General features: G+C 72.3%; 18 protein-coding genes and 1 riboswitch. Of the genes, 9 read left to right on the top strand and 9 right to left on the bottom strand.

The window, feature by feature from the left end:
• Nucleotides 1–25: 25 nt before the first annotated feature.
• The 3 genes from ACGFZQ_RS06655 to ACGFZQ_RS06645 are packed head-to-tail and all read right to left on the bottom strand — an operon-like array spanning nucleotide 26 to nucleotide 4,955.
• The gene (locus ACGFZQ_RS06655; protein ID WP_393839864.1) at nucleotides 26–1,183 is read right to left on the bottom strand and encodes a VWA domain-containing protein; all 1,158 of its coding nucleotides are present in this window, start codon (nucleotides 1,181–1,183) and stop codon (nucleotides 26–28) included.
• Between the two features lie 59 nt (nucleotides 1,184–1,242).
• The gene (locus ACGFZQ_RS06650) at nucleotides 1,243–3,777 is read right to left on the bottom strand and encodes a DUF5682 family protein (RefSeq protein ID WP_393839441.1); all 2,535 of its coding nucleotides are present in this window, start codon (nucleotides 3,775–3,777) and stop codon (nucleotides 1,243–1,245) included.
• The gene (locus ACGFZQ_RS06645) at nucleotides 3,774–4,955 is read right to left on the bottom strand and encodes an AAA family ATPase (RefSeq protein ID WP_393839440.1); all 1,182 of its coding nucleotides are present in this window, start codon (nucleotides 4,953–4,955) and stop codon (nucleotides 3,774–3,776) included. The genes ACGFZQ_RS06650 and ACGFZQ_RS06645 overlap by 4 nt, the downstream gene beginning before the upstream one ends.
• 132 nt (nucleotides 4,956–5,087) lie before the next feature.
• Between ACGFZQ_RS06645 and ACGFZQ_RS06640 the strand changes: the two genes are divergently transcribed.
• Complete coding sequence (locus ACGFZQ_RS06640) at nucleotides 5,088–6,443, top strand: SWIM zinc finger family protein (RefSeq protein ID WP_393839439.1); 1,356 nt, start codon at nucleotides 5,088–5,090, stop codon at nucleotides 6,441–6,443.
• 64 nt (nucleotides 6,444–6,507) lie between these two features.
• Nucleotides 6,508–8,100: a DUF5691 domain-containing protein gene (locus ACGFZQ_RS06635; RefSeq protein ID WP_393839438.1), complete on the top strand. Its 1,593-nt coding sequence runs from the start codon at nucleotides 6,508–6,510 to the stop codon at nucleotides 8,098–8,100.
• 178 nt (nucleotides 8,101–8,278) lie between these two features.
• Here the strand turns inward: ACGFZQ_RS06635 and ACGFZQ_RS06630 are convergent, their stop codons facing one another.
• Nucleotides 8,279–8,695 carry a cobalamin B12-binding domain-containing protein gene (locus ACGFZQ_RS06630; RefSeq protein WP_351693455.1) on the bottom strand — a complete coding sequence of 139 codons (417 nt, stop codon included), beginning with the start codon at nucleotides 8,693–8,695 and terminating at the stop codon, nucleotides 8,279–8,281.
• Nucleotides 8,696–9,011: 316 nt separating this feature from the next.
• Between ACGFZQ_RS06630 and ACGFZQ_RS06625 the strand changes: the two genes are divergently transcribed.
• Nucleotides 9,012–9,866 (top strand): esterase/lipase family protein, encoded by an 855-nt coding sequence (locus tag ACGFZQ_RS06625; protein ID WP_393839437.1) that lies wholly within the window; start codon nucleotides 9,012–9,014, stop codon nucleotides 9,864–9,866.
• A gap of 302 nt (nucleotides 9,867–10,168) precedes the next feature.
• The gene (locus ACGFZQ_RS06620; protein ID WP_351742074.1) at nucleotides 10,169–11,650 is read left to right on the top strand and encodes a M23 family metallopeptidase; all 1,482 of its coding nucleotides are present in this window, start codon (nucleotides 10,169–10,171) and stop codon (nucleotides 11,648–11,650) included.
• A 104-nt stretch (nucleotides 11,651–11,754) separates the two neighbouring features.
• On the opposite strand, the gene pcrA is transcribed toward ACGFZQ_RS06620, so the two are convergent.
• Nucleotides 11,755–14,241: a DNA helicase PcrA gene (pcrA, locus tag ACGFZQ_RS06615; RefSeq protein WP_393839436.1), complete on the bottom strand. Its 2,487-nt coding sequence runs from the start codon at nucleotides 14,239–14,241 to the stop codon at nucleotides 11,755–11,757.
• Nucleotides 14,242–14,564: 323 nt separating this feature from the next.
• Nucleotides 14,565–14,738: riboswitch (cyclic di-AMP (ydaO/yuaA leader) on the top strand.
• An 8-nt stretch (nucleotides 14,739–14,746) separates the two neighbouring features.
• On the opposite strand from pcrA, the gene ACGFZQ_RS06610 reads away from it, so the two are divergent.
• Both ACGFZQ_RS06610 and ACGFZQ_RS06605 read left to right on the top strand, forming a co-directional pair.
• Nucleotides 14,747–15,907 carry an NlpC/P60 family protein gene (locus ACGFZQ_RS06610; protein ID WP_393839435.1) on the top strand — a complete coding sequence of 387 codons (1,161 nt, stop codon included), beginning with the start codon at nucleotides 14,747–14,749 and terminating at the stop codon, nucleotides 15,905–15,907.
• Nucleotides 15,908–15,994: 87 nt separating this feature from the next.
• Nucleotides 15,995–16,297, top strand: coding sequence for a hypothetical protein (locus tag ACGFZQ_RS06605; protein WP_393839434.1), 303 nt, complete (start codon nucleotides 15,995–15,997; stop codon nucleotides 16,295–16,297).
• A gap of 3 nt (nucleotides 16,298–16,300) precedes the next feature.
• Here the strand turns inward: ACGFZQ_RS06605 and ACGFZQ_RS06600 are convergent, their stop codons facing one another.
• Nucleotides 16,301–16,654, bottom strand: a complete 354-nt coding sequence (locus ACGFZQ_RS06600) for a hypothetical protein (RefSeq protein WP_393839433.1) — start codon at nucleotides 16,652–16,654, stop codon at nucleotides 16,301–16,303.
• Between the two features lie 471 nt (nucleotides 16,655–17,125).
• Here ACGFZQ_RS06600 and ACGFZQ_RS06595 point away from each other — a divergent pair, with 471 nt between their 5' ends.
• Nucleotides 17,126–18,184, top strand: a complete 1,059-nt coding sequence (locus ACGFZQ_RS06595) for an NlpC/P60 family protein (protein ID WP_393839432.1) — start codon at nucleotides 17,126–17,128, stop codon at nucleotides 18,182–18,184.
• A gap of 49 nt (nucleotides 18,185–18,233) precedes the next feature.
• Here the strand turns inward: ACGFZQ_RS06595 and ACGFZQ_RS06590 are convergent, their stop codons facing one another.
• Together ACGFZQ_RS06590 and ACGFZQ_RS06585 are read right to left on the bottom strand one after the other, a co-directional pair.
• Entirely contained in the window at nucleotides 18,234–18,947 is a 714-nt protein-coding gene (locus ACGFZQ_RS06590; RefSeq protein WP_351742085.1) for a response regulator transcription factor, read from the bottom strand.
• A complete protein-coding gene (locus tag ACGFZQ_RS06585; RefSeq protein WP_393839431.1) occupies nucleotides 18,944–20,236 on the bottom strand; it encodes a PspC domain-containing protein in 1,293 nt (430 codons plus the stop codon). Before ACGFZQ_RS06585 ends, ACGFZQ_RS06590 begins: the two co-directional genes overlap by 4 nt.
• 335 nt (nucleotides 20,237–20,571) lie before the next feature.
• Between ACGFZQ_RS06585 and ACGFZQ_RS06580 the strand changes: the two genes are divergently transcribed.
• Both ACGFZQ_RS06580 and ACGFZQ_RS06575 read left to right on the top strand, forming a co-directional pair.
• Nucleotides 20,572–21,999, top strand: a complete 1,428-nt coding sequence (locus ACGFZQ_RS06580) for a PspC domain-containing protein (protein ID WP_393839430.1) — start codon at nucleotides 20,572–20,574, stop codon at nucleotides 21,997–21,999.
• Nucleotides 21,986–22,219 (top strand): hypothetical protein, encoded by a 234-nt coding sequence (locus tag ACGFZQ_RS06575; protein ID WP_393839429.1) that lies wholly within the window; start codon nucleotides 21,986–21,988, stop codon nucleotides 22,217–22,219. The genes ACGFZQ_RS06580 and ACGFZQ_RS06575 overlap by 14 nt, the downstream gene beginning before the upstream one ends.
• A gap of 92 nt (nucleotides 22,220–22,311) precedes the next feature.
• Here ACGFZQ_RS06575 and ACGFZQ_RS06570 read toward each other — a convergent pair whose 3' ends face one another.
• Nucleotides 22,312–22,842: a DoxX family protein gene (locus ACGFZQ_RS06570; protein WP_393839428.1), complete on the bottom strand. Its 531-nt coding sequence runs from the start codon at nucleotides 22,840–22,842 to the stop codon at nucleotides 22,312–22,314.
• Nucleotides 22,843–22,991: the final 149 nt, after the last annotated feature.

The following is a 22,991-nucleotide window of genomic DNA, read 5'->3' as shown; positions in this document are numbered from 1 at the left end:
CCTCTTTGACTTGATGCGGTCTCCTTCACAAGGTGTCCGGTACGGGAAGGGGCCGCTTCTCGATCGCCGCCGCCATCACCTCCGGGAAGAGATCGGGTGTGCAGGCGAACGCCGGTGCCCCCAGCGCGGCGAGCGCGGCCGCGTGCTCCCGGTCATAGGCCGGCGCCCCCTCGTCCGACAGCGCGAGCAGCGCCACGAACCGCACCCCCGACGCCTTCATCGCCGCGACCCGCTTCAGCATCTCGTTCCGTATCCCGCCCTCGTAGAGGTCGCTGATGAGCACGACGACGGTCTCGGTCGGCCGGGTGATCTCGGACTGGCAGTAGGCGAGCGCCCGGTTGATGTCCGTACCGCCGCCGAGCTGGGTGCCGAACAGGACATCCACCGGGTCGTCGAGCTGGTCGGTGAGGTCGACCACCGCCGTGTCGAAGACGACGAGCCGGGTGTCGATGGACCGCATGGACGCCAGCACCGCCCCGAACACCGAGGCGTACACCACCGAAGCGGCCATCGACCCGGACTGGTCGATGCAGAGCACCACTTCCTTCTTCACCGACCGTGACGCCCGCCCGTACCCGATGAGCCGCTCCGGCACGATCGTCCGGTACTCGGGCAGGTAGTGCTTGAGGTTGGCCGCGATCGTGCGGTTCCAGTCGATGTCGTGGTGGCGCGGCCGGCTGATCCGGGCGCTGCGGTCGAGGGCGCCGGTGAGGGTGGCCCGGGTACGGGTGGCCAGCCGTTTCTCCAGATCCTCGACGACCTTGCGTACGACCGCCCGTGCCGTCTCCTTCGTCGTCTCCGGCATCGCCTTGTTGAGCGAGAGCAGTGTGCCGACCAGGTGCACATCGGCCTCCACCGCCTCCAACATCTCCGGCTCCAGCAGCAGCGCGGCCAGCCCGAGCCGGTCGATGGCGTCACGCTGCATGACCTGGACGACGGAGGACGGGAAGTACCTCCGGATGTCCCCGAGCCAGCGCGCCACCGACGGCGCCGACGCCCCCAGCCCCGCCGAACGCTCCCGCCCCGACCGCGGTCTGTCCCCCTTCCCGTAGAGCGCGGCCAGCGTGCCGTCCATCGCCGCGTCCCGCCCGGACAGCGTGCATCCGGTCCCGTCGGCGGCCTCGCCCCCGAGCACCAGCCGCCAGCGCCGCAGCCGTTCCTGCGCCACCTGCATCTCCGGCATGTCCGGCACCTCCTGTGCCGGGACGTCGAAGCCGGTGCCGCCGTCCGTCAGATCCGCTGTCATCTCCCCGCCCCCACAAGGTCGTCGTCGTCAACAGCCGCCGCGTCGTCCAGGCCGAGCAGCATCCGCAGCACCGGCAGTACGGCGTCCGCGCGCTCGGCATCCGCTTCGGCGCCGAAACCCGGTGTCCCGCCGACCTGCCCCGCCCCTTGCGGCCGCTCCCCCGGGCCGCGGCGCACCAGCTCGCCGAGCGTTCTGCGCACCCCCGGCTCATACGCCGAGAACGTCCGCCGCAGCAGCGGCAGTACGTCCGTGAACGCCTCCGCCGGCACCCCGGTCAGCCACGCGTCGACCAGGCCGAGCAGCCGCTCGTCGTGCACGAGCAGCATCCCGCCACCGCCGCTCCCCCCGACGAACCCCTCGATCCAGGCCGCCGCCTCGGCCGGCGGGGTCCCCGGTGAGAGCACCAGCCCCATCAGCCGGGCCGCCTCCGCCGCCTCCAGCTCCCCTTCGTCCAGCAGAATCCGCACGGCCCGCCCCCGCAGCACCCCGGGCACGGTGTCCCGCCCGGAGAGCACACGCAGCACCGCCCGCCAGCGCCCACGAAGGTCACGGTGGCCGGGGCCGGAGCCGGTCTCCGCGTCTCCCGCCGTCGCGGTCTCCGTCCCCTTCAGGGGCTCGGCACCCGCCACCGGCACGGTCTCCGCGCCCGTCGCCGTCTCGCCCAGCAACCCCACCGCCGTGTGCACCGCGTCCACATGCCCCCGCATCTCCTCCGCCGCGTCCGCGTCGAGGGCGGCGCAGGCCGGTGGGAGCCCGACGAAGACCCGCTCGGCGAGGCCCTCGGCCACCTCGGCGAGCGCCCGGGTGTCGGTACCCCGTACATCGCCGTAGCGCAGGGAACGGACCAGGGCCGGGAGAGCCTGGGCTAGTTGGCCGACGTCCGTGTCCAGGGCGGCCCGGTCGGCGAGCGCCCGCATCACCACGGGCAGCGCGTCCGGCAGGCCGGCGAGCAGGCAGTGCTCGGCGAGCGCGGTGACGTCGGCGAGGGCGGTCGCCTGCACCGCGTCGGCCTCGGCCCTGGCCGTCGCCGCGCCCTCGACGGTCGTCCCCCACACCCCGGCCTCGGCCACCCGCACCGACAGCTCCGGCTCCCAGCGCAACCGCCAGGTCTCCCGGAACGTCCCCGTGCTCCCCCGCGACTGCGCCTGCTCGCCCCACCCGATGCCCAGCAGCCTCAGCCGGTGCAGCAGCCGGCTGCGCCCGGCGTCGGTCTCCTTGCGCAGGTCGAGCTCCAACTCCCGCTCCAGCGCCTCCGGCCTGAGTCTGAGCCGGCGCTGCTCCCGGACCAGGTCGCGCTGCAACGGCACCGCGGGCGCCGCCTCCGGCACCTCCCCGAGCACGTCCCCGACCACCAGCCGGTCGTGCACCAGCGCCAGCGGGACGTCCGAGCCCTCGCAGAGCACCGCCCGCACCGCGTCGGTCGTCTCGCCCAGTCCGGGCAGCGGGCGGCCACGCATCACGGCAAGGGTCTCGGCCAGCCGTACCGCCTCGATGACATGGGCCGAGGAGACGATCCGGTCCTCCTCGCGCAGCAGCCCGGCCACCTTGGTCAGCCACCGCTCCACCGGCCGGTCCGAGGCCCGGAACAGGTGCCCGTACCAGCCCGGTGAGTCGACACCCGCGCCGTATCCGCTCGCCCGCGCCAGCCGGCGGTTGGTCCACGGCACCCAGGTCATGTCCGTCTTGACCTTGGGCAGCCCCTTCAGCAACTCCTTGTCTGCCGCGACGGTGCTCCGCGCGCGCAGCGCCGGCACATGCCACGCCCCGCACACCACCGCGACGTCCTCACCGAACTCCCGCTGTGCTACTCGCAGTTGGAGCCGCATATGGGCCTCGCGCACCGGGTCCCGATCTCGCCCGCCGACCCCGTACGTCTCCCGCAGCGCCTCCATCGCCTCCGCCACCGCGGTGAACGGCGCGAGTACGTCCCGCTCCCGCTGCCCGGTCCCGCCCCGGAGCTCGACGACGTCCTCCCACCAGCGCTCGGGGTCGTCGTAACCAGCGGCCTCGGCGAGAGCGGCGAGGGGGTCGACCCGCATCCGCAGCTCGACGTCGGATTCACCGGCCCCGGCGTCGGGCCCGGCCCCGGCCCCGGCCTCGGGCCCGCCGGATTCACCGGCCTCGGCCTCGGCCTCGGACGCACCGGCCTCGGTGCCGGGCGGTGTGACCGCTTCCTCCTCGCTCTTCCCCCACGCCAGCGTGTGCGTGGCCGGCAGGTCGATGAAGCGGGCCGGGACCTCGTGCTCCAGGGCCCATCGGAGGGCCACCCACTCGGGGCTGAAGTCGGCCAGCGGCCAGAAGGCCGAGCGGCCGGGCTCGTCCACGGCGTGGGCGAGGAGGGCGACCGGGGGCCGCATCTGCGGGTCGGCGGCCAGCGGGATCAGCGCGTCGGCCTCGGGCGGTCCCTCGATGAGCACGGTCTTCGGCCGGGCGGCCTCCAGGACGGCCAGCACCGCCCGCGCGGAGCCGGGTCCGTGGTGCCGTACCCCCAGGAGCAGCGGCCCGGTCCGCTGCCGCGCGGAATCGCTCATGCGCTCGCCTCCCGGCAGGCGCGGTAGAAGTCCTTCCAGCCGTCCCGCTCACGGACGACCGTCTCCAGGTACTCCTGCCAGATGACCCGGTCGGCGGCCGGGTCACGAACGACCGCGCCGAGGATGCCGGCCGCGACATCACCGGCCCGCAGCACGCCGTCCCCGAAGTGGGCGGCCAGGGCGAGGCCGCTGGTGACGACGGAGATCGCCTCGGCCGTGGAGAGCGTGCCGCTCGGCGACTTCAGCTTGGTGCGGCCGTCGGCGGTGATGCCGTCGCGCAGCTCCCGGAAGACGGTGACGACCCGGCGGATCTCCTCGATGCCGTCGGGCACGGCGGGCAGGTCGAGGGAGCGGCCCATCTGGTCGACGCGGCGCGCGACGATGTCGACCTCGGCGTCCGGGCTCTCCGGCAGCGGCAGTACAACGGTGTTGAAGCGGCGGCGCAGGGCGCTGGACAGGTCGTTGACGCCCCGGTCGCGGTCGTTGGCGGTGGCGATCAGGTTGAAGCCCCGGACCGCCTGCACCTCCTGTCCCAGCTCCGGGATCGGGAGGGTCTTCTCGGACAGGATGGTGATCAGGGTGTCCTGCACGTCGGCCGGGATCCGGGTCAGCTCCTCGACTCTCGCCGTCATCCCCTCCGCCATGGCCCGCATGACCGGGCTCGGCACCAGAGCGTGCCGACTCGGGCCATTGGCCAGCAGCTGGGCGTAGTTCCAGCCGTAGCGGATCGCCTCCTCCGGAGTGCCGGCCGTGCCCTGCACCAGCAGGGTCGAGTCACCGCTGACGGCGGCGGCCAGGTGCTCGGAGACCCAGGTCTTGGCGGTGCCGGGCACCCCGAGCAGGAGCAGGGCGCGGTCGGTGGCGAGGGTGGTGACGGCGACCTCGACGAGACGGCGCGGGCCGACGTACTTCGGTGTGATCACCGTGCCGTCCGGCAGGGTGCCGCCGAGGAGATAGGTGGCCACCGCCCAGGGCGACATCTTCCAGCGGGCCGGGCGCGGCCGGTCGTCCTGTGCGGCCAGCGCGGCGAGTTCGGCGGCGAAGGCGTGCTCGGCGTGCGGCCGCAGGGCGTCGGGAGCAGTGGCGGCGCCCCCGGTCACGTCCCCGCCCCCGGTCGCGGAGTCGTTCGGGCTCGGTACGGCAGTCGTCGGATCGGTCGGTTCCACGGACACAGTCATGGCTGAGGCCCCCTCCAGCTCGGCCGGTTCGGATCTGGTGTCCACCGTGCACCACGCCACTGACAATCGCTCTGACCTGCACAAATGTCCCCGCAGGATCGATTGTCAGTGGTGGGATCTACCTTCGATGACATGACTCAGCAGGGGGTGCGCTGGAGCGCGGACCAGGTGCTGGCACTGGCTCCTGACGCCGCGTCACGCAAGGCGGGAAGCAAACTCGGGGCGGCGGGGCCGTGGTCCGAGGCGGGGAGTTGCGAGGAGGGGACGGTATGGGGACTGTGCAAGGGCAGCGGCAGCAAGCCGTACCAGACGATCGTGGACATCGCGGATCAGGCCGGGCTCGCGTACAAGTGCAGTTGCCCCAGCCGGAAGTTCCCCTGCAAGCACGCCCTCGGGCTGCTCTTGCTGTGGGCGGCCGAGGACGACACGGTGCCGACGGTGGCACAGCCGCCGGACTGGGCCGAGCAGTGGATCGCGGGCCGGCGCAGGCGCGCGGAGGACAAACGGCCGGCGGACGGCGGGAGTTCCCCGGCCGCCGCTGATCCCGAGGCGGCCCGGCGGCGGGCGGAGCGGCGGGCCGAGCGGGTCACGGCGGGCGCCACAGAACTGGAGCAGCGCCTGACCGACCTGCTGCGCGGCGGCCTGGCCTCGGCCGAACAGACGGGGTACGGGCTGTGGGAGGAGACGGCGGCCCGCATGGTCGACGCCCAGGCGCCCGGGCTGGCCGGACGGGTGCGGGAGTTGGGTGCGATACCGGGCTCCGGGCCCGGCTGGCCGGTGCGGCTGCTGGAGGAGTGCGCGCTGCTGCACCTTCTCGACCAGGGCTGGCTGCGCCGCGACCGGTTTCCGGAGGGTCTGGCCGCCACGGTCCGTTCCCGCATCGGCCTGCCCGCCTCGGCGGACGGGCCGCCGGTGCGCGACCGCTGGCTGGTCCTCGCCCAGTACGACACGGCGGACGCGAAGCTGACGACCCGCCGGATCTGGCTGCACGGCGCCGACTCGGGCCGTACCGCACTGCTCCTCTCCTACGGCGCGGCCGGCCGCGCCCCGGAGCTGGCACTGCCGGTCGGTCTCGCCCTGGAGGCGGAGCTGTCCGCCTACCCCGGCGCGGGCGGGCACCGGGCGGCCCTGGGTGAGCGGTTCGCCGCGCCCGCACCCCTCTCGATGCGGCCGCCCGGCATGACGGCGACCCAGGCGGCGGCCCGGTACGGGGAGGCGCTGCGGGAGGACCCCTGGCTGGAGTCGGTGCCGGTGACGCTGGGCCGGGTGGTACCCGTCCCGGACGGCGCCTCCTGGCAACTGGCCGACGCGGACGGGGAGCTGGCGCTTCCGCTCTCCCCCGCCGCCCGCTCCCGGCCCGGCCTGTGGCGACTGGTCGCGCTCTCCGGCGGGGCTCCGGTCACGGTCTTCGGCGAGTGCGGCCACCGGGGCTTCACACCGCTGACGGCCTGGCCGGAACACGAGGGCGAGGCGGTACCGCTGTGCTGACCCGGCCGCCCCACGCAACCCGACCAACTCGCATGACTCGACCGCCGCGCAGAAAGGAAACCCCGTGACCGCCTGGGAAGACCTCGTCACCACCGCTCTGCTGGGCACGGACCGGCGTCCACCCGCGACCGGCGGGCCCGGGCGGGAGGCTCCGGCGGCTCTGCTGGACGAGGCGGCCGTGGCGACCGTACGACTACGGGCCGGACTGCGGCCCGCACGGGCCGCGCACCGCCCCGAACCAGCTCCCGAGGACCCGCGCCCCGCGCTGCCGGCCGCGGCGGCGCGCAGGCTGGCGATGCTGCTGTCCGACCGCCCCGGCACCGGGACCGGCGGTCGCCGGGGTACCTCGCCCGACCTCATGGAGCTGCTGCCCCAGTGGCTCGCGGCGGCCAACGCGCGCGGGTTCGCCGCGCCTCCGCAGACGCTGCCCGCGCTGCTGGACGCGGCCCGGGGCCGTACCGACCTGCGGCCCGCCGCGCTGGCCTTCGCCGGATCGCGCGCCCTGTGGCTGGCCCGGTTCAACCAGGACTGGCGGTTCGCCCTGCGCGCGGCCCCGGGCGGCGGCGCGAGCCTGCCCGGCCCCGGGGACACGGAGGCGATAGGGCGGTTGTGGCAGGAGGGCTTGTTCGCCGAACGGGTCGCGCTGCTGGCGGCGCTGCGGGCCCGTACCCCCGAGGCGGCGCGCGAACTGCTGGCCGGGACCTGGGCGACGGAGCGGGCGGAGGACCGGCTGATGTTCCTCGACTCGCTGCGCACGGGACTGGCCGCCGGGGACGAGCCGTTCCTGGAACTGGCGCTGTCGGACCGGAGCCGTAACGTGCGAACGACGGCGGCGGAGCTGCTGTCCGCACTGCCGGGCTCGGCGCTGGCGGGGCGGATGGCGGTGCGGGCCGGGGCGTGTGTGGCCGTCGACCACACGGGCGACGGCCCGGTGATCGCGGTGGAGGCACCGCCGGAGTGCGACCCGGGCATGGAGCGGGACGGGGTGGTGGCCAAACCGCCGACCGGGCGCGGCGAACGGTCCTGGTGGCTGGGGCAGTTGGTGGAGGCGGCCCCGCTCACCACCTGGTCGGCGCGGCTCGGCGGCGGTACGCCCGGGGAGATCGTGGCGCTGCCGGTGGCGGACGGCTGGCAGGGCGAGCTGCACGCGGCCTGGTGCCGGGCCGCCGTACGGCAGGGAGACGCCATGTGGGCGAGAGCGCTGCTCGGGGTCCCGGCGGCACCGGAGGCGGGCGGTCCGGGCGCGGTGTCGCTGGCCGAGCGGGCCAAGCTGCTGGGCACGCTGGAGGGGGCGGAGCGCGCCGGGTGGGTGGCCGGATTCATCGCCGCGCACGGTCTGTCGGAGGCGTTCCAGTTGCTCGGTGTGTGCGCCGTACCGTGGTCGGCGCCGCTCGGCCGGGCCGTGGTGGACGCCCTCAACATCGCGCGGGATGCCGGGAGTTACCCCTGGAGTTTCAGCGGGGTGATGGGCCTGGCCGAGCGCTGCCTGGATCCCGCGGAGGCGGGCCGGCTGGACGCGTTGCTGGCGGTGCCGGACGAAGGGGAGGACGCGTCACCGGGGGCCGGCGGGTACTGGGCGGAGGCGTTCCAGCGGCTGGCGACGACGCTGCGGTTGCGGGCGGTGATGCGGGAGGAACTGGGGCCGGCCGACAGCTGAGCGTCCGATGCCGCGACGACTCCCCGGCTCCCCGGGGGGCGGCGCCGAGCCCCCGCCGGCGTGAACGGCCTCGCGCCCGGACGCATCCCGGCCGTCCGGCCCAGTCGCCGGGGTCGGACGGGTCGGGCCAGACCGGCTCGGGCCAGACCGGACCGGTGCGCCCTGCCGCGCACGCGGCCTACGCCTCCGTGGGCTGCCGGACGTTCTCCCGCACCCACTCCACGATCGACGTCGTCGTCGCCCCCGGCGTGAAGATCGCGGCGACACCCTTGTCCTTGAGGGGGGCGATGTCGTCCTCGGGGATGATGCCGCCGCCGAAGACGAGGATGTCCTCGGCGTCACGCTGCCTGAGGAGGTCGATGACCGCGGCGAACAGGGTGTTGTGGGCGCCGGAGAGGATGGAGAGGCCGATCGCGTCGGCGTCCTCCTGGATGGCTGTGTCGACGATCTGTTCCGGCGTCTGGTGGAGTCCGGTGTAGATGACCTCCATGCCCGCGTCGCGCAACGCCCGCGCGATGACCTTGGCCCCGCGGTCGTGGCCGTCGAGCCCCGGTTTGGCCACCACCACGCGGATCGGACCGGCTGCCACACCCATCACTGCCTCCATGACCATGAAACGAACACGCCAGCATGTGCGCGTACCGAGAAGTACCGCACATATGACGCGTTCCGCCACCCGTCTCCAGTGAACGAACGTTATCTCCAGCATCCCGCAACCGGCAGTTTCGCGGAGGTTACCGAGGGGGAAATCACACACAGTGGGACACGACAGGGAGCCGCAGCGTGGTCCGCGGGGGCAACAGTGGCACGCGACGCGGCCCGTCGTCGTGCCCTCGCCACCTCCGCTCGGCCTCCCATGAGGGCACACGGGGGACAGAGCGGTCCTCCGCGCGCCGACAGGAGGTCGGCCGATGAAGGTCACCGGGGTACTCGAGCCCTTTCTCCCGCTCTGCCGTCGCATTCTTCCCGGGGGACTCGCCGGCCTGTCGCTGGCCCTCCTGAAATCGACCGCGCTGGAAGCCGCGATCCTGGCCGGACATCTGCTGCTCTACCCGACCGGTCTCACCCCCGAGCGCCGCTCCCCCGCGCAGCCCGCACCGCATGACGGCACGGCCCTGCTACCGGTCCGGACGGCCCCGCCGGTCGTACTGCTGCACGGGTTCATCGACAACCGCTCGGTCTTCGTCCTGCTGCGCCGCGCCCTCGCCCAGCACGGCGGCCAGCGCGTCGAGTCGCTCAACTACTCGCCGCTGACCTGCGACATCCGCACGGCCGCCGGTCTGCTGGGCCGGCACATAGAGGAGATCTGCCAGCGCACCGGCAGCCGCCGGGTCGACATCGTCGGGCACAGCCTCGGCGGCCTGATCGCCCGTTACTACGTCCAGCGGCTCGGCGGCGACTACCGCGTCCGCACCCTGGTGACGCTCGGCACCCCGCACTCCGGCACCCGGGTCGCGCCGCTCGCGGACGCACACCCGATCGTGCGGCAGATGCGCCCCGGCTCGGAGGTCATCGAGGAGCTGACCCGGCCGGCGCCCGGCTGCCGTACCCGGTTCGTCAGCTTCTGGAGCGACCTCGACTCGCTGATGGAGCCGGTCGAGACGGCCCGGATCGACCACCCGGACCTCATGGCGACGAATGTGCAGGTGACCGGCATCGGCCACCTCGCCCTGCCCGTCCACCCGGCGGTCGCGACCGGCATACGGCAGGCCCTCGACGAGATGCACACGGAGGAGCGGGTCGCGAGCGGCCTCACGGTGGCCTGAGGACGAACCGGACGAGCAGGGCGAGCCGACCAAGTCAGGCGAGCCCAGCGAGTCGGGCGAGCCGGGTATTCGGGTCGGTTCGGACGGGCAACGACTGCCCGGCGCCACCGACTTGACCCCCCGAAACCTCGAACACTCCTCGAACACAAGGCCAAACCCGCGCCCGTCGTCCCCCGAAACACGGCCGAATGCCCGTTTCCCGAAACCACGAAACCTGTTGAAGATTGTCGCGCCCGTATACCGCCGGGTACAGTCGCCGCACTGCTCTGGCAGCCCCTGTTGTCGAGGCGAAAGAGAAGTTGGTGAACGACCGTCACCCGTCGGGGACCATGACCACCCCGGCCCCGGCTTCCGACGCCGACCAGGCGCACTACGCGCCGTACGGCACCCAGGAAGCCCAGTACGGCGACTTCACCACGTACGGCGACCACACCGCTACCGGCGCCTCGTTCCACAGCGACCCGCTCTTCGGTCATCTCCCCGGCGAGGGCCAGGCCACCGGCGCGTACGACGCCACGCAGTGGCAGACGACCGGCGACCAGACGCTGAACTACGACCCCTACGCGGCCCAGCACCACGCCGCCTACGACTCCGGTGCCTACGACAGCACCGCCTGGACCGTCCCGCCGCAGGCGACACAGGGAACGGTCGCCGACGGCAGCGGCCACTGGGACGCGAACGCCTGGCTCCAGCCCGACCAGTCGAACATGGCCGGCGCGACCCAGCAGTGGGAGTGGGGCACCCAGGCCTTCGACACCGGCGCGTACGACGCCACGCAGTGGAACTCCGACGGCACCCCGGCGCAGCCCGCGGAGCCGGAGCACGCGCACGAGCCACAGCCCGCCGACCCGTTCGACCAGTCGGCGACCCAGATGTTCGAGCAGCTTCCCTACGACGAGCTCCAGGAGTTCACGGAGGACTCCCCGGATGCCGGGGAGTTGGCCGCGACCGGTGAGCTACCTGCAGTAACGCCACTGCTGGAGGACCAGGAAGAGGTCACTCCAGTCGCTCCGGCCGCGACACGCGCCGGCGGCCGCGCGGGGGCGCGTTCCCGCCGCCGTACGCCCCCCAAGCGCTCCGCGCTGCTGACCGTCGCCGTGCCCTCGGCCTGTGTGATGGGGGTCGCCGGAATCGCGGCCGCCTCCGTCGGCACCCTGACCGGTGGTGACGGCCAGGACTCCACCGCCTCCGCCTCGGACGCGCAGTCGGTGAAACCGTCCGCCGCCAACAGCAAGCTGGACGCCCAGCTGAGGACGCTCTCGGCGGGCGCCGACGACTTCGCCGACCGGGCCAGCCGGACCCAGGAGCGCATCGACCTCAAGACCCAGCAGGAGGCCGAGAAGAAGAAGGCGGCGGCGGAGGCGGCCCGCAAGGAGCGACTGCGCCCCAAGTACGCCCTCCCGGTCACACAGCGGGGGCTCAGCGCCTACTTCGGCCAGGCCGGCGTGAACTGGATGTCCGTCCACACCGGCATCGACTTCCCCGTCTCCTACGGGACGACGGTGATGGCCGCGACCGACGGCGTCGTCTCCACCAAGTGGAACAGCGCCTACGGCAACATGATGATCGTGACGGCGAAGGACGGCACGGAGACCTGGTACTGCCACCTCTCGTCGTACCGTGTCGCCTCGGGTACGACCGTGAAGGCCGGGGATCCGATCGCGTACTCCGGGAACTCCGGCAACTCGACCGGCCCGCACCTGCACTTCGAGGTCAGGCCGGCGGGGGGCTCGGCCATAGACCCGCTGCCGTGGCTGCGGAGCCACGGGCTCGACCCGACCTGATCCTGGTCCTCGACCCGACCTGATCCAGCCTGACCTGATCCCGGTCAGTGAGCCCCGCTCGTGGCAGCGGGGCTCAGCCTTCTGTCTTCACAGCGATGGTGCGGTCACAGCTTCTCCACCGGTGCGTACCGCAGCAGCAGCCGCTTCGGCTTGGTGTCGCCGAAGTCGATCGTCGCCTCCGCGTTGCCGCCGGTGCCCTTGACCCCGACGACCGTGCCGAGGCCGAACTGGTCGTGGGTGACCCGGTCGCCGACGGCCAGCGAGACCACCGGCTTCTCCGAGGTCCGCCGGGTGGCGAAGCCGGACGCGCCGGACGCCGAGGAGCGCGAGCGGGTCGAGGAGAGCGAGGCCGCCACGCCCGACGCGGGTCCGGAGGACACCGGCGCCATCGCCCCGGTCCGCTTCCACTCCAGATACCCGGCCGGGATCTCCTCCAGGAAGCGCGAGGGCGGGTTGTACGACGGCTGTCCCCAGGCGCTGCGCATCGCCGACCGCGTGAGATACAGCCGCTCACGCGCGCGCGTGATGCCGACGTACGCGAGGCGCCGCTCCTCCTCCAGCTCCTTGGTCTGGCCGAGCGCGCGCATGTGCGGGAAGACGCCGTCCTCCATGCCGGTCAGGAAGACCACCGGGAACTCGAGGCCCTTGGCGGTGTGCAGCGTCATCAGGGTGATGACGCCGGAGCCGTCCTCGTCCTCGTCGGGGATCTGGTCGGAGTCGGCGACCAGCGCCACCCGCTCGAGGAAGGCGGACAGCCCGGCCGGCGCCTCGCCCTCCCCTGACTCCTGCTCGAACTCCAGCGCCACGGAGGCGAGCTCCTGGAGGTTCTCGATCCGGGTCTCGTCCTGCGGATCGGTGGAGGCCTGCAACTCGGCGAGATAGCCGGTGCGTTCCAGGATCGCCTCCAGGACGGTGGCCGGTCCGGCGCCGGACTCCACGACCGTACGGAGGTCCTCCATCAGCGTGTTGAACCGCTTGACCGCGTTGGTCGACCGCGCGGCCATGCCGTACGCCTCGTCCACGCGCTTGAGCGCCTGGGGGAAGCTGATCTTCTCGCGCTGGGCGAGGGCGTCGATCATCGCCTCCGCACGGTCGCCGATACCGCGCTTGGGGACGTTGAGGATCCGGCGCAGCGGGACGGAGTCCTCGGGGTTGGCGAGGACCCGGAGGTAGGCCAGGACGTCCCGGACCTCCTTGCGCTCGTAGAAGCGGACACCGCCGACGACCTTGTAGGGCAGGCCGACCCGGATGAAGATCTCCTCGAAGACACGGGACTGCGCGTTGGTGCGGTAGAAGACGGCGACATCGCCCGCCTTCGCCTCGCCCGCGTCCGTCAGACGGTCTATCTCGTCGGCGACGAACTGCGCCTCGTCGTGCTCGGTGTCGGCGACGTAGCCGGTGATCTGCGCGCCCGCGCCCGCGTTGGTCCACAGGTTCTTCGGGCGGCGGGACTCGTTGCGCTCGATGACCGCGTTGGCGGCGGAGAGGATCGTCTGCGTGGAGCGGTAGTTCTGCTCCAGGAGGATCGTCGTCGCGTTCGGGTAGTCCTCCTCGAACTGGAGGATGTTGCGGATCGTCGCGCCCCGGAAGGCGTAGATCGACTGGTCGGCGTCGCCCACCACGCACAGTTCGGCGGGCGGCAGGTCCTGCTCGCCCGGCGGCACGTCCGCCTCGTGCGCACCGGTGCCGACCAGCTCGCGCACCAGGGCGTACTGGGCGTGGTTGGTGTCCTGGTACTCGTCGACCAGGACGTGCCGGAAGCGGCGGCGGTAGTGCTCGGCGACGTCCGGGAAGGCGCGCAGCAGGTTGACGGTCGTCATGATCAGGTCGTCGAAGTCGAGGGCGTTCGCCTCGCGGAGCCGCGACTGGTACATGGCGTAGGCCTGGGCGAGGGTCTTCTCGAAGCCGTCGCTCGCCCGGGCGGCGAAGTCCTCCTCGTCGACCAGCTCGTTCTTCAGGTTGCTGACCTGGGCGCTGAACGACTTCGGCGGGAAGCGCTTGGGGTCGAGGTCCAGGTCGCGGCAGACCAGGGCCATCAGACGCTTGGAGTCGGCCGCGTCGTAGATCGAGAAGGAGGAGGTGAAGCCGAGCTTCTTGCTCTCCCTGCGCAGGATCCGCACGCACGCGCTGTGGAAGGTCATCACCCACATCGCGTTCGCGCGCGGGCCGACGAGGTGCTCGACGCGTTCCTTCATCTCGCCCGCGGCCTTGTTGGTGAAGGTGATCGCGAGGATCTGCCCCGGGTGCACCTGGCGTGCGCCGAGCAGGTGCGCGATGCGGTGGGTGAGCACCCGCGTCTTGCCGGAACCGGCGCCGGCCACGATCAGCAGCGGGGAGCCGGCGTGCACGACGGCCGCCCGCTGGTTCTCGTTCAGCCCCTCCAGGAGCGCGGCCGGGTCCAGGGCCGGGCGGGCGGCGCCGTCACGGTAGTAGGCGTCCCGGTCCGGGGGCGCGTCGAACTGCCCGCCGAACAGGTCGTCCGGAATCGGCTCCGGTACGTGCTCGTCCTCGGGCGGCGGCGGGGGTTCCTCCTCGTGGCCGCGCGGGGACTGGAGGCTCGCCAGGAAGCTGTCGTCAAAGAGGCTGCTCATCGCTCTCCGAGTCTAGGGCGCCCCACTGACAACCGGTCCCCACCCCGGAAAGTCACCCCGGTCACCCGCCAGAATCGGCCCCTCACGGTCAGCGATCACGCGTCGTGAGCACGGGTGCTCCCGTCAGCCGAGAGTACGGACCACTCGACCGCACCGGACAAGTAACCCCATACCATCCCTGATCAACCGATCCGACCGATCCGCAACACCAAGGTCACGAAAATGTATCGGGCATATCGCACATCAAACTTCACACAGCGCACACGAGTTGGCTAGCGTGCCGGGCAGGCCGTACGACCCCCACCGGCGAACGTCGCCGGGCCGCACGGCCTCCGCCGAATCCAGGGTGCCGCCGCGCATCCGGAACCGGGGACCCACACCGAACCTTGGGGTGAATCGGTCCCGACTTCCCACCGGGGAACGGACCGTAGGGCAACCCTTCCGAACCACCCGCCCGAACCCGACAGCTAACTCGGTAGGCGGAGCATGGAAGGAGTCGCCCCCGTTGGCGTCGCACCGCAAGTCGCGTCCGTCCGCAACGCGCGTAGCAGGCATACGCACCCCCGCCCTGGCCACCGCCGCCCTCACCTCCGTGGCCCTGCTCTCCCAGACGGCCAACGCCGCACCCCCCGAGGACGGCAAGCCCAGCCTGGAGGAGGTCGAGAAGAAGGTCGACGCCCTCTACCGGCAGGCGGAGTCGGCGACCGAGAAGTACAACGCGGCCAAGGAGAAGACCGGCAAGCAGCGCAAGCAGGTCGACACCCTGCTCGACGACGTCGCCGAGCGCACGGACCGGCTCAACAAGGCGCGTGAGGAACTGGGATCGTTCGCCGCGGCCCAGTACCGGACCGGGGCCAGTGCGCCCGACACGGCGACCTTCCTGCTCGCGGACAGTCCTCAGGACTACTTCGACCAGACGCAACTGATGAGCCGGCTGACCTCGCGCGAGAAGGACGCGGTCGACGACTACACCACACAGCAGTCCGCGACCATGGCGAAGCGGCAGGAGGCCGCCAAGAGCCTGGAGACGCTCACCGAGACGCAGGACGACCTCAAGACCGCCAAGTCCACCGTCCAGACGAAGCTGACCTCCGCGCGGGAGCTGCTGTCGCAGCTGACGGCCCAGGAGAAGGCACGGCTGGCGGAGATCGAGCAGAAGCAGCAGGCCGAGGCGGCACGCAAGGCGGCGGAGCTCGCGAAGCAGCAGGCGGCGGCCGCGAAGCAGGAGGCGTCGTCTTCATCGACGTCGACCTCCAGCGGCTCGTCGTCCTCGTCGTCCTCGTCGTCCTCCTCCGACTCGTCCTACGGAACGAAGGCCGCCAAGGCGATCGCCTTCGCCCGCGCGCAGATCGGCAAGCCGTACGTCTGGGGCGCCACCGGCCCCGGCTCCTACGACTGCTCCGGCCTCTCCCAGGCCGCCTGGAAGGCCGCGGGCGTCTCGCTGCCGCGCACCACGTACGACCAGGTGAACGCCGGCACCACCGTCTCCCTCACCGACGCCCAGCCCGGCGACCTGGTGTTCTTCTACGACGACGTCAGCCACGTCGGCATCTACATCGGCAACGGCATGATGATCCACGCCCCGAAGCCCGGCGCCTACGTCCGGGAGGAGTCGATCTACTACGGGGGCGAGTCGATCATCCACAGCGTGGTGCGACCGGCCTGAGAGGCGCGGACACACACGCGCGCATTTCGTGCCGCACGCGCGCGTGCCCCGCTCGCACGGCCGGTGAAGGTCCCTAGCATCGGCGGCATGTCCGGCATTCCACCTCTTCACGCCTGGTGGGCGCGGCGTCCGCCGACGGCCGGGGCCGCTGCGCGTTACGACGTACGCCGCTGGGCGACGGCGTTCCCGATGGGGATGACGGCCGCGGCGATGCTGTCGGCCACGGCGATGCTGTCGGCCGCGGCGGTGCTGTCGGTCGCGGCCGCCGTCGGCGTCCCGTGGCTGAAGTGGCCGGGGCGGGTCCTGGTGTGGGTCGCGGTGGCGGCCTGGCCGGCGGTGGCCGCCGGCGCGGTGGCGGTCACCCGCGACGCCCTCAGGAAGGCTTCCTGAGGATCACGTCCACAGCACGGCGATGAAGATGTTCACCATGGTCAGCAGGCCCACCAGGCCGAAGGCACCCTTCTCCACCTTCTCGTCGTCCCGTTTCACATAGACGAGCCCGAGGATCACGATCAGCAGCGCGAGCTTCACGCCGATCTTGACGGTGTTGACGTGGTGGTCGTCGGCCTCGTTGAGGCCGACCAGGATCACACCGGTCGCGAGCATGGTGAACGCGCCGTGCAGCATCCCGGGGATGAACCGGGCCGTGCCCTGGCCCATCGCCTTCATCTGGGTGAGGAAACCGCCGAGGAGCGCGGCGATGCCGATGATGTGCAGGCCGACGAAGAGATGGATGAGTACGCCCATGGCCCCGGAGCCTAATCAGGGCCCCCTGGAGCACCGGGCACCGGCCCCTCCCTCGGCGCCCGCCGCCGCTCGCCCCACGGCATCGCATATATGCACCCCATAGCACCCCGCGCGCCCTGCTCGCCCCGGAACCGCCGCTTCGGTCATCCCGCCCCGTGAAGCCGACGGCTCCGGACCGGAATCCCGGTCACATACCGTCGGGTAACGATCCGGTCACACCAATTCCGCGCATCGCGTTACCAGGCCGACACACTCCGGCCTAGCGTCCTCCCCCAGGTGACCGACTCCCCACCGCCGCCCGGGCCAGGGGCGGCAGTCGGACACCACCGCCGAGAAAGTCCGGCGGCGGCCCGCTCCCCTGTGCGGGCCGCCGCCGGACGCGCAATCCGCACCCCCGCGGCCGTATGCGCGCTCCCCCTGGCGTGTGTACGGACGACACGGCGGTCGTACGAAAGGACGTGAACAGTCCAGGTGGCAGCGCACCGCAAGCCCCGACAGCGCTCGCTCAGCGGCAATACGGCACGCACGGCCGCCACCCTCGCCCTGGCGGGCGCGGCCACCGCGACGGGCTTCGAAGGGACCGGACACGCCGAGCCGCAACTGACACCGGCGCAGGTGAAGGCCAAGGTGGACCAGCTGTACCAGGAGGCCGAGGCGGCCACCGAGAAGTACGACGGGGCGAAGGAGCAGGCCGACACGGCCCAGCGACGGGTCAAGGCGCTCCAGGACGAGACCGCCCGCAAGCAGGAGAAGCTCAACTCCGCGCGGGACGCCCTCGGTCTGGCAGCGGCCGCGCAGTACCGCGACGGCGGTATCGATCCGGCGTGGCAGCTGGCGCTCTCCAGCGATCCCGACCGCTACCTGGACAACGCCGCGTTCGCCGAACGGGCCGGTGCCGTACAGGCCGGCGCAGTGGCGCGGGTGCGCCGGCAGCTGCGGGAGATCGAGCAGTTGCGTGGCGCGGCGCACATCGAGCTGGCCTCGCTGCGGTCCCGGCAGGCCGAGCTGAAGCAGCAGAAGACCACGGTCACCGGCAAGCTCGACGAGGCCCGGCAGCTGCTGGACCGGCTCTCGCCCCAGCAGCGGGCGGCGGTCACGGCGGACGGCGCCTCTTCACGCGCGTCCCGCTCGGCCACCGGCGCCCGCGCCCCCCTGTCCCCGGGCGGCGACACGGCCTCCGACTCCCGTGCCGCGGCCGCCGTGGCGTACGCCTACTCCAAGCTCGGCAGCCCCTACGTCTGGGGCGCGACCGGCCCCAACGCCTTCGACTGCTCGGGGCTCGCCCAGGCCGCCTACCGCTCCGCAGGCATCTCCATCCCCCGCACCACCTACGCCCAGATCAACTCCGGCCGCCGCGTCTCCCGCTCCGAACTCCAGCCGGGCGACCTGGTGTTCTTCTACTCGGGCATCAGCCACGTGGGCATCTACATCGGAAACGGCCAGATGATCCACGCCCCCAATCCGTCGGCCCCGGTACGGATCGCCCCCGTCGACGAGATGCCGTTTGCCGGGGCGACGCGGGTCGTGTGAACCCCGCCGCCCCGGCCTTCGCGGACATCCGAACCACCCCGGCGCCGCCTCAGACCAGGCGGCGCGCCGTCGCCCAGCGGGTCAGCTCGTGCCGGTTCGACAGTTGCAGTTTCCGCAGCACCGCCGACACGTGGGACTCGACCGTCTTGACGGAGATGAACAGCTGCTTGGCGATCTCCTTGTAGGCGTAGCCACGCGCGATCAGGCGCAGGACCTCCCGCTCGCGCTGGGTGAGGCGGTCGAGGTCCTCGTCGACCGGCGGGGCGTCGGTGGAGGCGAAGGCGTCCAGGACGAACCCGGCCAGCCGCGGGGAGAAGACGGCGTCGCCCTCCTGCACCCGGAAGATCGAGTCCACCAGGTCGGTGCCGGTGATCGTCTTGGTGACATAGCCGCGGGCACCGCCGCGGATCACGCCGATCACGTCCTCGGCCGCGTCCGACACGGACAGCGCGAGGAAGCGCACCGGCCGTTCGGCGTCCGCCGTCAACGGGGCGCACCGGCGCAGCACTTCGACCCCGCCGCCGCCCGGCAGGTGCACATCGAGGAGGACCACCTCGGGCCGGGTCGCGGTGATCACCGTGACCGCCTGGTCGACGTCGGCGGCCTCGCCGACCACCTCGACACCGGTCTGCTCGGTCTGGCCGATCTCGGCCTGGACACCGGTACGGAACATCCGATGGTCGTCGACGAGGACCACGCGCACCCGACGCCCGGCCTTCTCCGTGCCTTCCGCCGGGCCGTTCGCCTCGGTCGCGTCGCTCATGACGTCTTCTCCGCCCTCTCCATCTCCAACTCGACCTCCGTGCCGCCGCCCGGCACGGACCGCAGCCGTGCCGTGCCGCCGTGCCGCTCCATACGGCCGATGATCGATTCTCTGACACCCATGCGGTCGGCGGGTATCGAGTCGAGGTCGAAGCCGGGACCGCGGTCGCGGACGGACACGAAGACCGTCCTGCCCTCGACTTCGGCGTAGACCTGGACGGCGCCGCCCTCGCCACCGTACTTGGCGGCGTTGACCATCGCCTCGCGCGCGGCCTGCATCTGCGCGCCCGTCCGCTCGTCGAGCGGGCAGTCGCCGACCACCACGACCTCGATGGGGACGCCGTGCTTGTCCTCGACCTCCGCGGCGTTGCGCCGGACCGCCTCGGCGAGGGTGGCGGGCTCGTCGGCCTCCTCCTTGCCGCTGCCCTCGGGCTTGTAGAGCCAGGTGCGCAGGTCACGCTCCTGGGCGCGGGCGAGGCGGCGCACCTCGTTCGCGTTCTCCGCGTTGCGCTGGATCAGGGTCAGGGTGTGCAGCACGGAGTCATGCACATGAGCGGCGACCTCGGCGCGCTCCTGGGCGCGGATACGCATCAGCCGCTCCTCGGAGAGGTCCTGGGTCATCCGCACGAGATACGGCCCGGCGAGCAGCGTGATGCCGACGAGCACGGCGAGCGAGGCCTGGAGCACCGCCCCGATGTGCGCGGCGGAGCCCTGCATGACGAACACACCCGAGACACCCGCGGTGACGAGCAGGACGCCGACGCCCGCGCGCAGCAGCGAGAGCGTGCGGCGCCGGCTGCCGACCTCGACCCAGCGGGCCCGGCGGGCGTTGTCCGCCTGGCGCCAGACGAGCGCCACGCCGGCGGCGACCAGGACCGCGGGCAGGAGATAGGCCTTGGCGCCGCTGGTGAGGTTGACGCTGCCCACGAACACCATGGACACGACGACCATGAGGAGCAGCGCGAGGATCTGGCCTCTGTCGGGTCTGCGGGCGACGAGTCTGCGCCGGCCGTCCGCCGAGGTCTCGGTGGTGACCAGGGAGGGCGGCTTCTGGCCGCCGACGCCGCCGAGGCCGAGGGGTACGAAGAACCAGAACGCGGCATACAGCAGTGCGCCGAGGCCGTTGGCCATGAACAGGCCGACGAAGACGAGCCGCACCCACACGACGGGCAGGCCGAGATGCCCGGCGAGGCCCCGCGCCACCCCACCGAGCCAACGGCCGTCGCTGCTGCGGTAGAGCTTGCGCGGCGGCCGCGGGTCGTCGAGGGGCACTGCTGCGGCTTCCGGCATGCCATCGATGTTCACACGCCGGGAGTCCCCGGGCATCAGGGTCGGCCCCCGAGACTCCCCTGATCTTCGGATTTCCCCGCGGCGGGCCCGTCCTTCCCACGGCACACGCCCACTTCCCGAGGCGCCTGCCCTCCTCGCGCGGCAAGCCCTCTGTCTGCGCGGTGAGTCCCCGGGATTTCCCGCGGCGAGTGCCGGAACCTCCGGCGGCGATCGGCCGGAGTCCGTCGCCGAGGCCCGGTTCGAACGCCTCCCGGCCCGGCCTCGGGGCCGATTTCAGGGTTCGGCCAGGGTCATCCCGACTGCCGTTGCGGCGGCTCGCCCGTCACCATTGACTCATGACTGATCACGAGCACGCCGCGACGGGTCCGGGACCCGGCCCCGGCCCGCGGCCCGCGCCGGGCCCCGGGCCGTCGGATGCCGCGCCCGCCGCGGCGGAGGCGGCCGGGACGGGGGCGCCCGAGACGGAGGCCGACGCCACCGCCACCGGCGCGGAGACGCTCCCCCGGTTCCGGCGCGACCGCCGGCACAAGATGATCGCGGGCGTGTGCGCGGGGCTCGGGCGCCATACCGACCTGGACCCGGTGATCTTCCGCATCACCCTCGCCGTGCTGGCCGCGACCGGCGGCATCGGTCTCCTCTTCTACGGCTTCGCCTGGCTCTTCGTGCCCTACGAGGACGAGGAGGAGAACGAGGTCCGCAAGCTGCTGACCGGCCGGGTCGACGGACAGGCCCTGGCGGCCGTGCTGTTCGCGCTGGTCGGCTGCGGAGTCCTGCTGACGATGATCAGGAACGGCGGGGTGCTGACGTTCGCCGTCGTCCTCTCCGTTCTGCTGGCAGGCGCCGGGTACTGGTCGCGGCGGCGAGGCGCCCCGGACCCCGACCCACTGGCCGCTCAGACGGTCGCCGACGCCCCTCCCGAGGCCCAGGCACCGCCGATCTCGATCACCTACCCGTCCTGGTGGCGCGACCCGATCGTCAAGGACGGCACGCATGTCGGTGGCACCGGCTATCTGTGGGGCCCCGGCGACGCCCGCGGCCGGGAGGTCCCGGGACTCGACTTCCGGCTGAGCACCCCGTGGGTCCACGGCCAGGACATACGTGCCCGGCAGAGCGCGCCCCCGAGAGCGCGCGGACCGCGCTGGATCGGCGGCTGGATCTTCCTGTTCGCCCTGCTGGCGGGCGGCCTGGGCACGGGCCTGACATGGGACACGCATCCGCTGGGCACCAGCCTCCAGGCCGGTCTGGCCGGCGCGCTGATCGTGTTCGGCCTGGGGACGGCGGTCAGTTCGTTCCTGGGACGCACGGGGGCCGGCTCACTGTTCCTGGCGCTCGTCACTGCGGGCCTGCTCGCGGCGGCGACGGCCCTGCCGTCCGACATCAGCACCCACTGGACACGCCAGAGCTGGACCCCGGCCACAGCGGCGCAGGTGTCGTCGAAGTACGACCTCGGGACGGGCGTCGCCATGCTCGACCTGACCCGTATACGTATCGCCCAGGGGCAGACGGTGTCGACGGCCGCCGAGGTGGGGGCGGGCCAGCTGAAGATCGTCGTGCCGGCGGACGTGACCGTGCGGATGAGCATCGACGTGGGGGTGGGCGACATCCAGTTGCCCGGTGACGACAAGAAGGACGTGGACGTGGAACCGGGCAAGCACAAGGACGTGACACTGCGGCCGACGGGCGGCGCGAAGAACGCGGGCACGCTCGACCTGGATCTCCAGGTCGGCGCGGGACAGGTGGAGGTGAGCCGTGCTGCGGCATGAGTTCCAGCCCGGGCGGCTGATCGTGGGTGTCTTCCTTACGGCGGCGGGTATCGCCTACGCCGGTGACGCGGGGGGCCTGTGGACGGCCGAGTGGTTCGCGGTCATCCCCGTGATGGTGGTCGGCCTCTTCCTGGCAGGCGTGACCGCGGCCCTGACCCGGACGATACGCAGGCGGCGCCGCCGCACACCGGAGAGCCAGGGCGAGTCGGCGGGGGGCTAAGGGCTGTCCGGCGGATCACGCCGCAGACGCGAGGCTCACCGGCGCTGATGATGTGCCGTTGTTCTCCTGCGACCTGATCCGCCGGACAGGCCCTAGCGCAGGCCCCCGGACCGGTGTCGGCGCCGGGCGCGCAGCATCGCGTCCAAGGAGAGGTAGGGGGCGCCGGCCAGGACCAGGGGCAGCCAGGCCATCAGGTAGGCGAGGTCGTTGCCGTAGTAGTACGGGGAGTTGGCCCAGCTGATGGTCAGCCAGAGGCTGAGCGAGATCAGCGCACCGCCGAGGGCGGCCAGGCGGGCCAGCAGGCCGAAGAGGGTGCCGAGGCCGACGGCGAGTTCGCCGATGGCGATCGCGGTGCCGAAGCCGACGGGGTTCTTCAGGGCCAGGTCGACCAGGGCCGGGATCGCGGCGGAGTCGCGGACCGCGCGCATGGTGTCACCGATCGAACCGGAGCCGCCGGACTTCAGGAAGGCGCTGTCGGTCAGCTTGTCCAGGCCTGCGTAGATGAAGGTGACGCCGAGGAAGATCCGCAAGGGAAGGAGGGCATATCGGGTGGCGGTGTCGCGCAGACCGCGATCGCCTTCGAGATACGGGGGGTGCGTGTCCGTACGAATGCCGTGAGTCATCGCCACTAGCCACCTCTCGCCGCTGTACCCAGAGCCCCTCAACAGACCATACGTACGACAACTGCGACCCGCTCAATCCTCCTCCGGATATTTTTACGAATTTCGGTCGGTCTTCGTCACCCGCCCGCGGGCCGCCTCCCCGGGCCGCT

Source organism: Streptomyces sp. NPDC048254, assembly GCF_043201895.1.
In the GTDB taxonomy this organism is placed as follows: Bacteria; Actinomycetota; Actinomycetes; order Streptomycetales; family Streptomycetaceae; genus Streptomyces.
The sequence above is the reverse complement of the archived record's forward strand: the minus strand, read 5'-3'. Positions and strand labels throughout refer to the sequence as shown.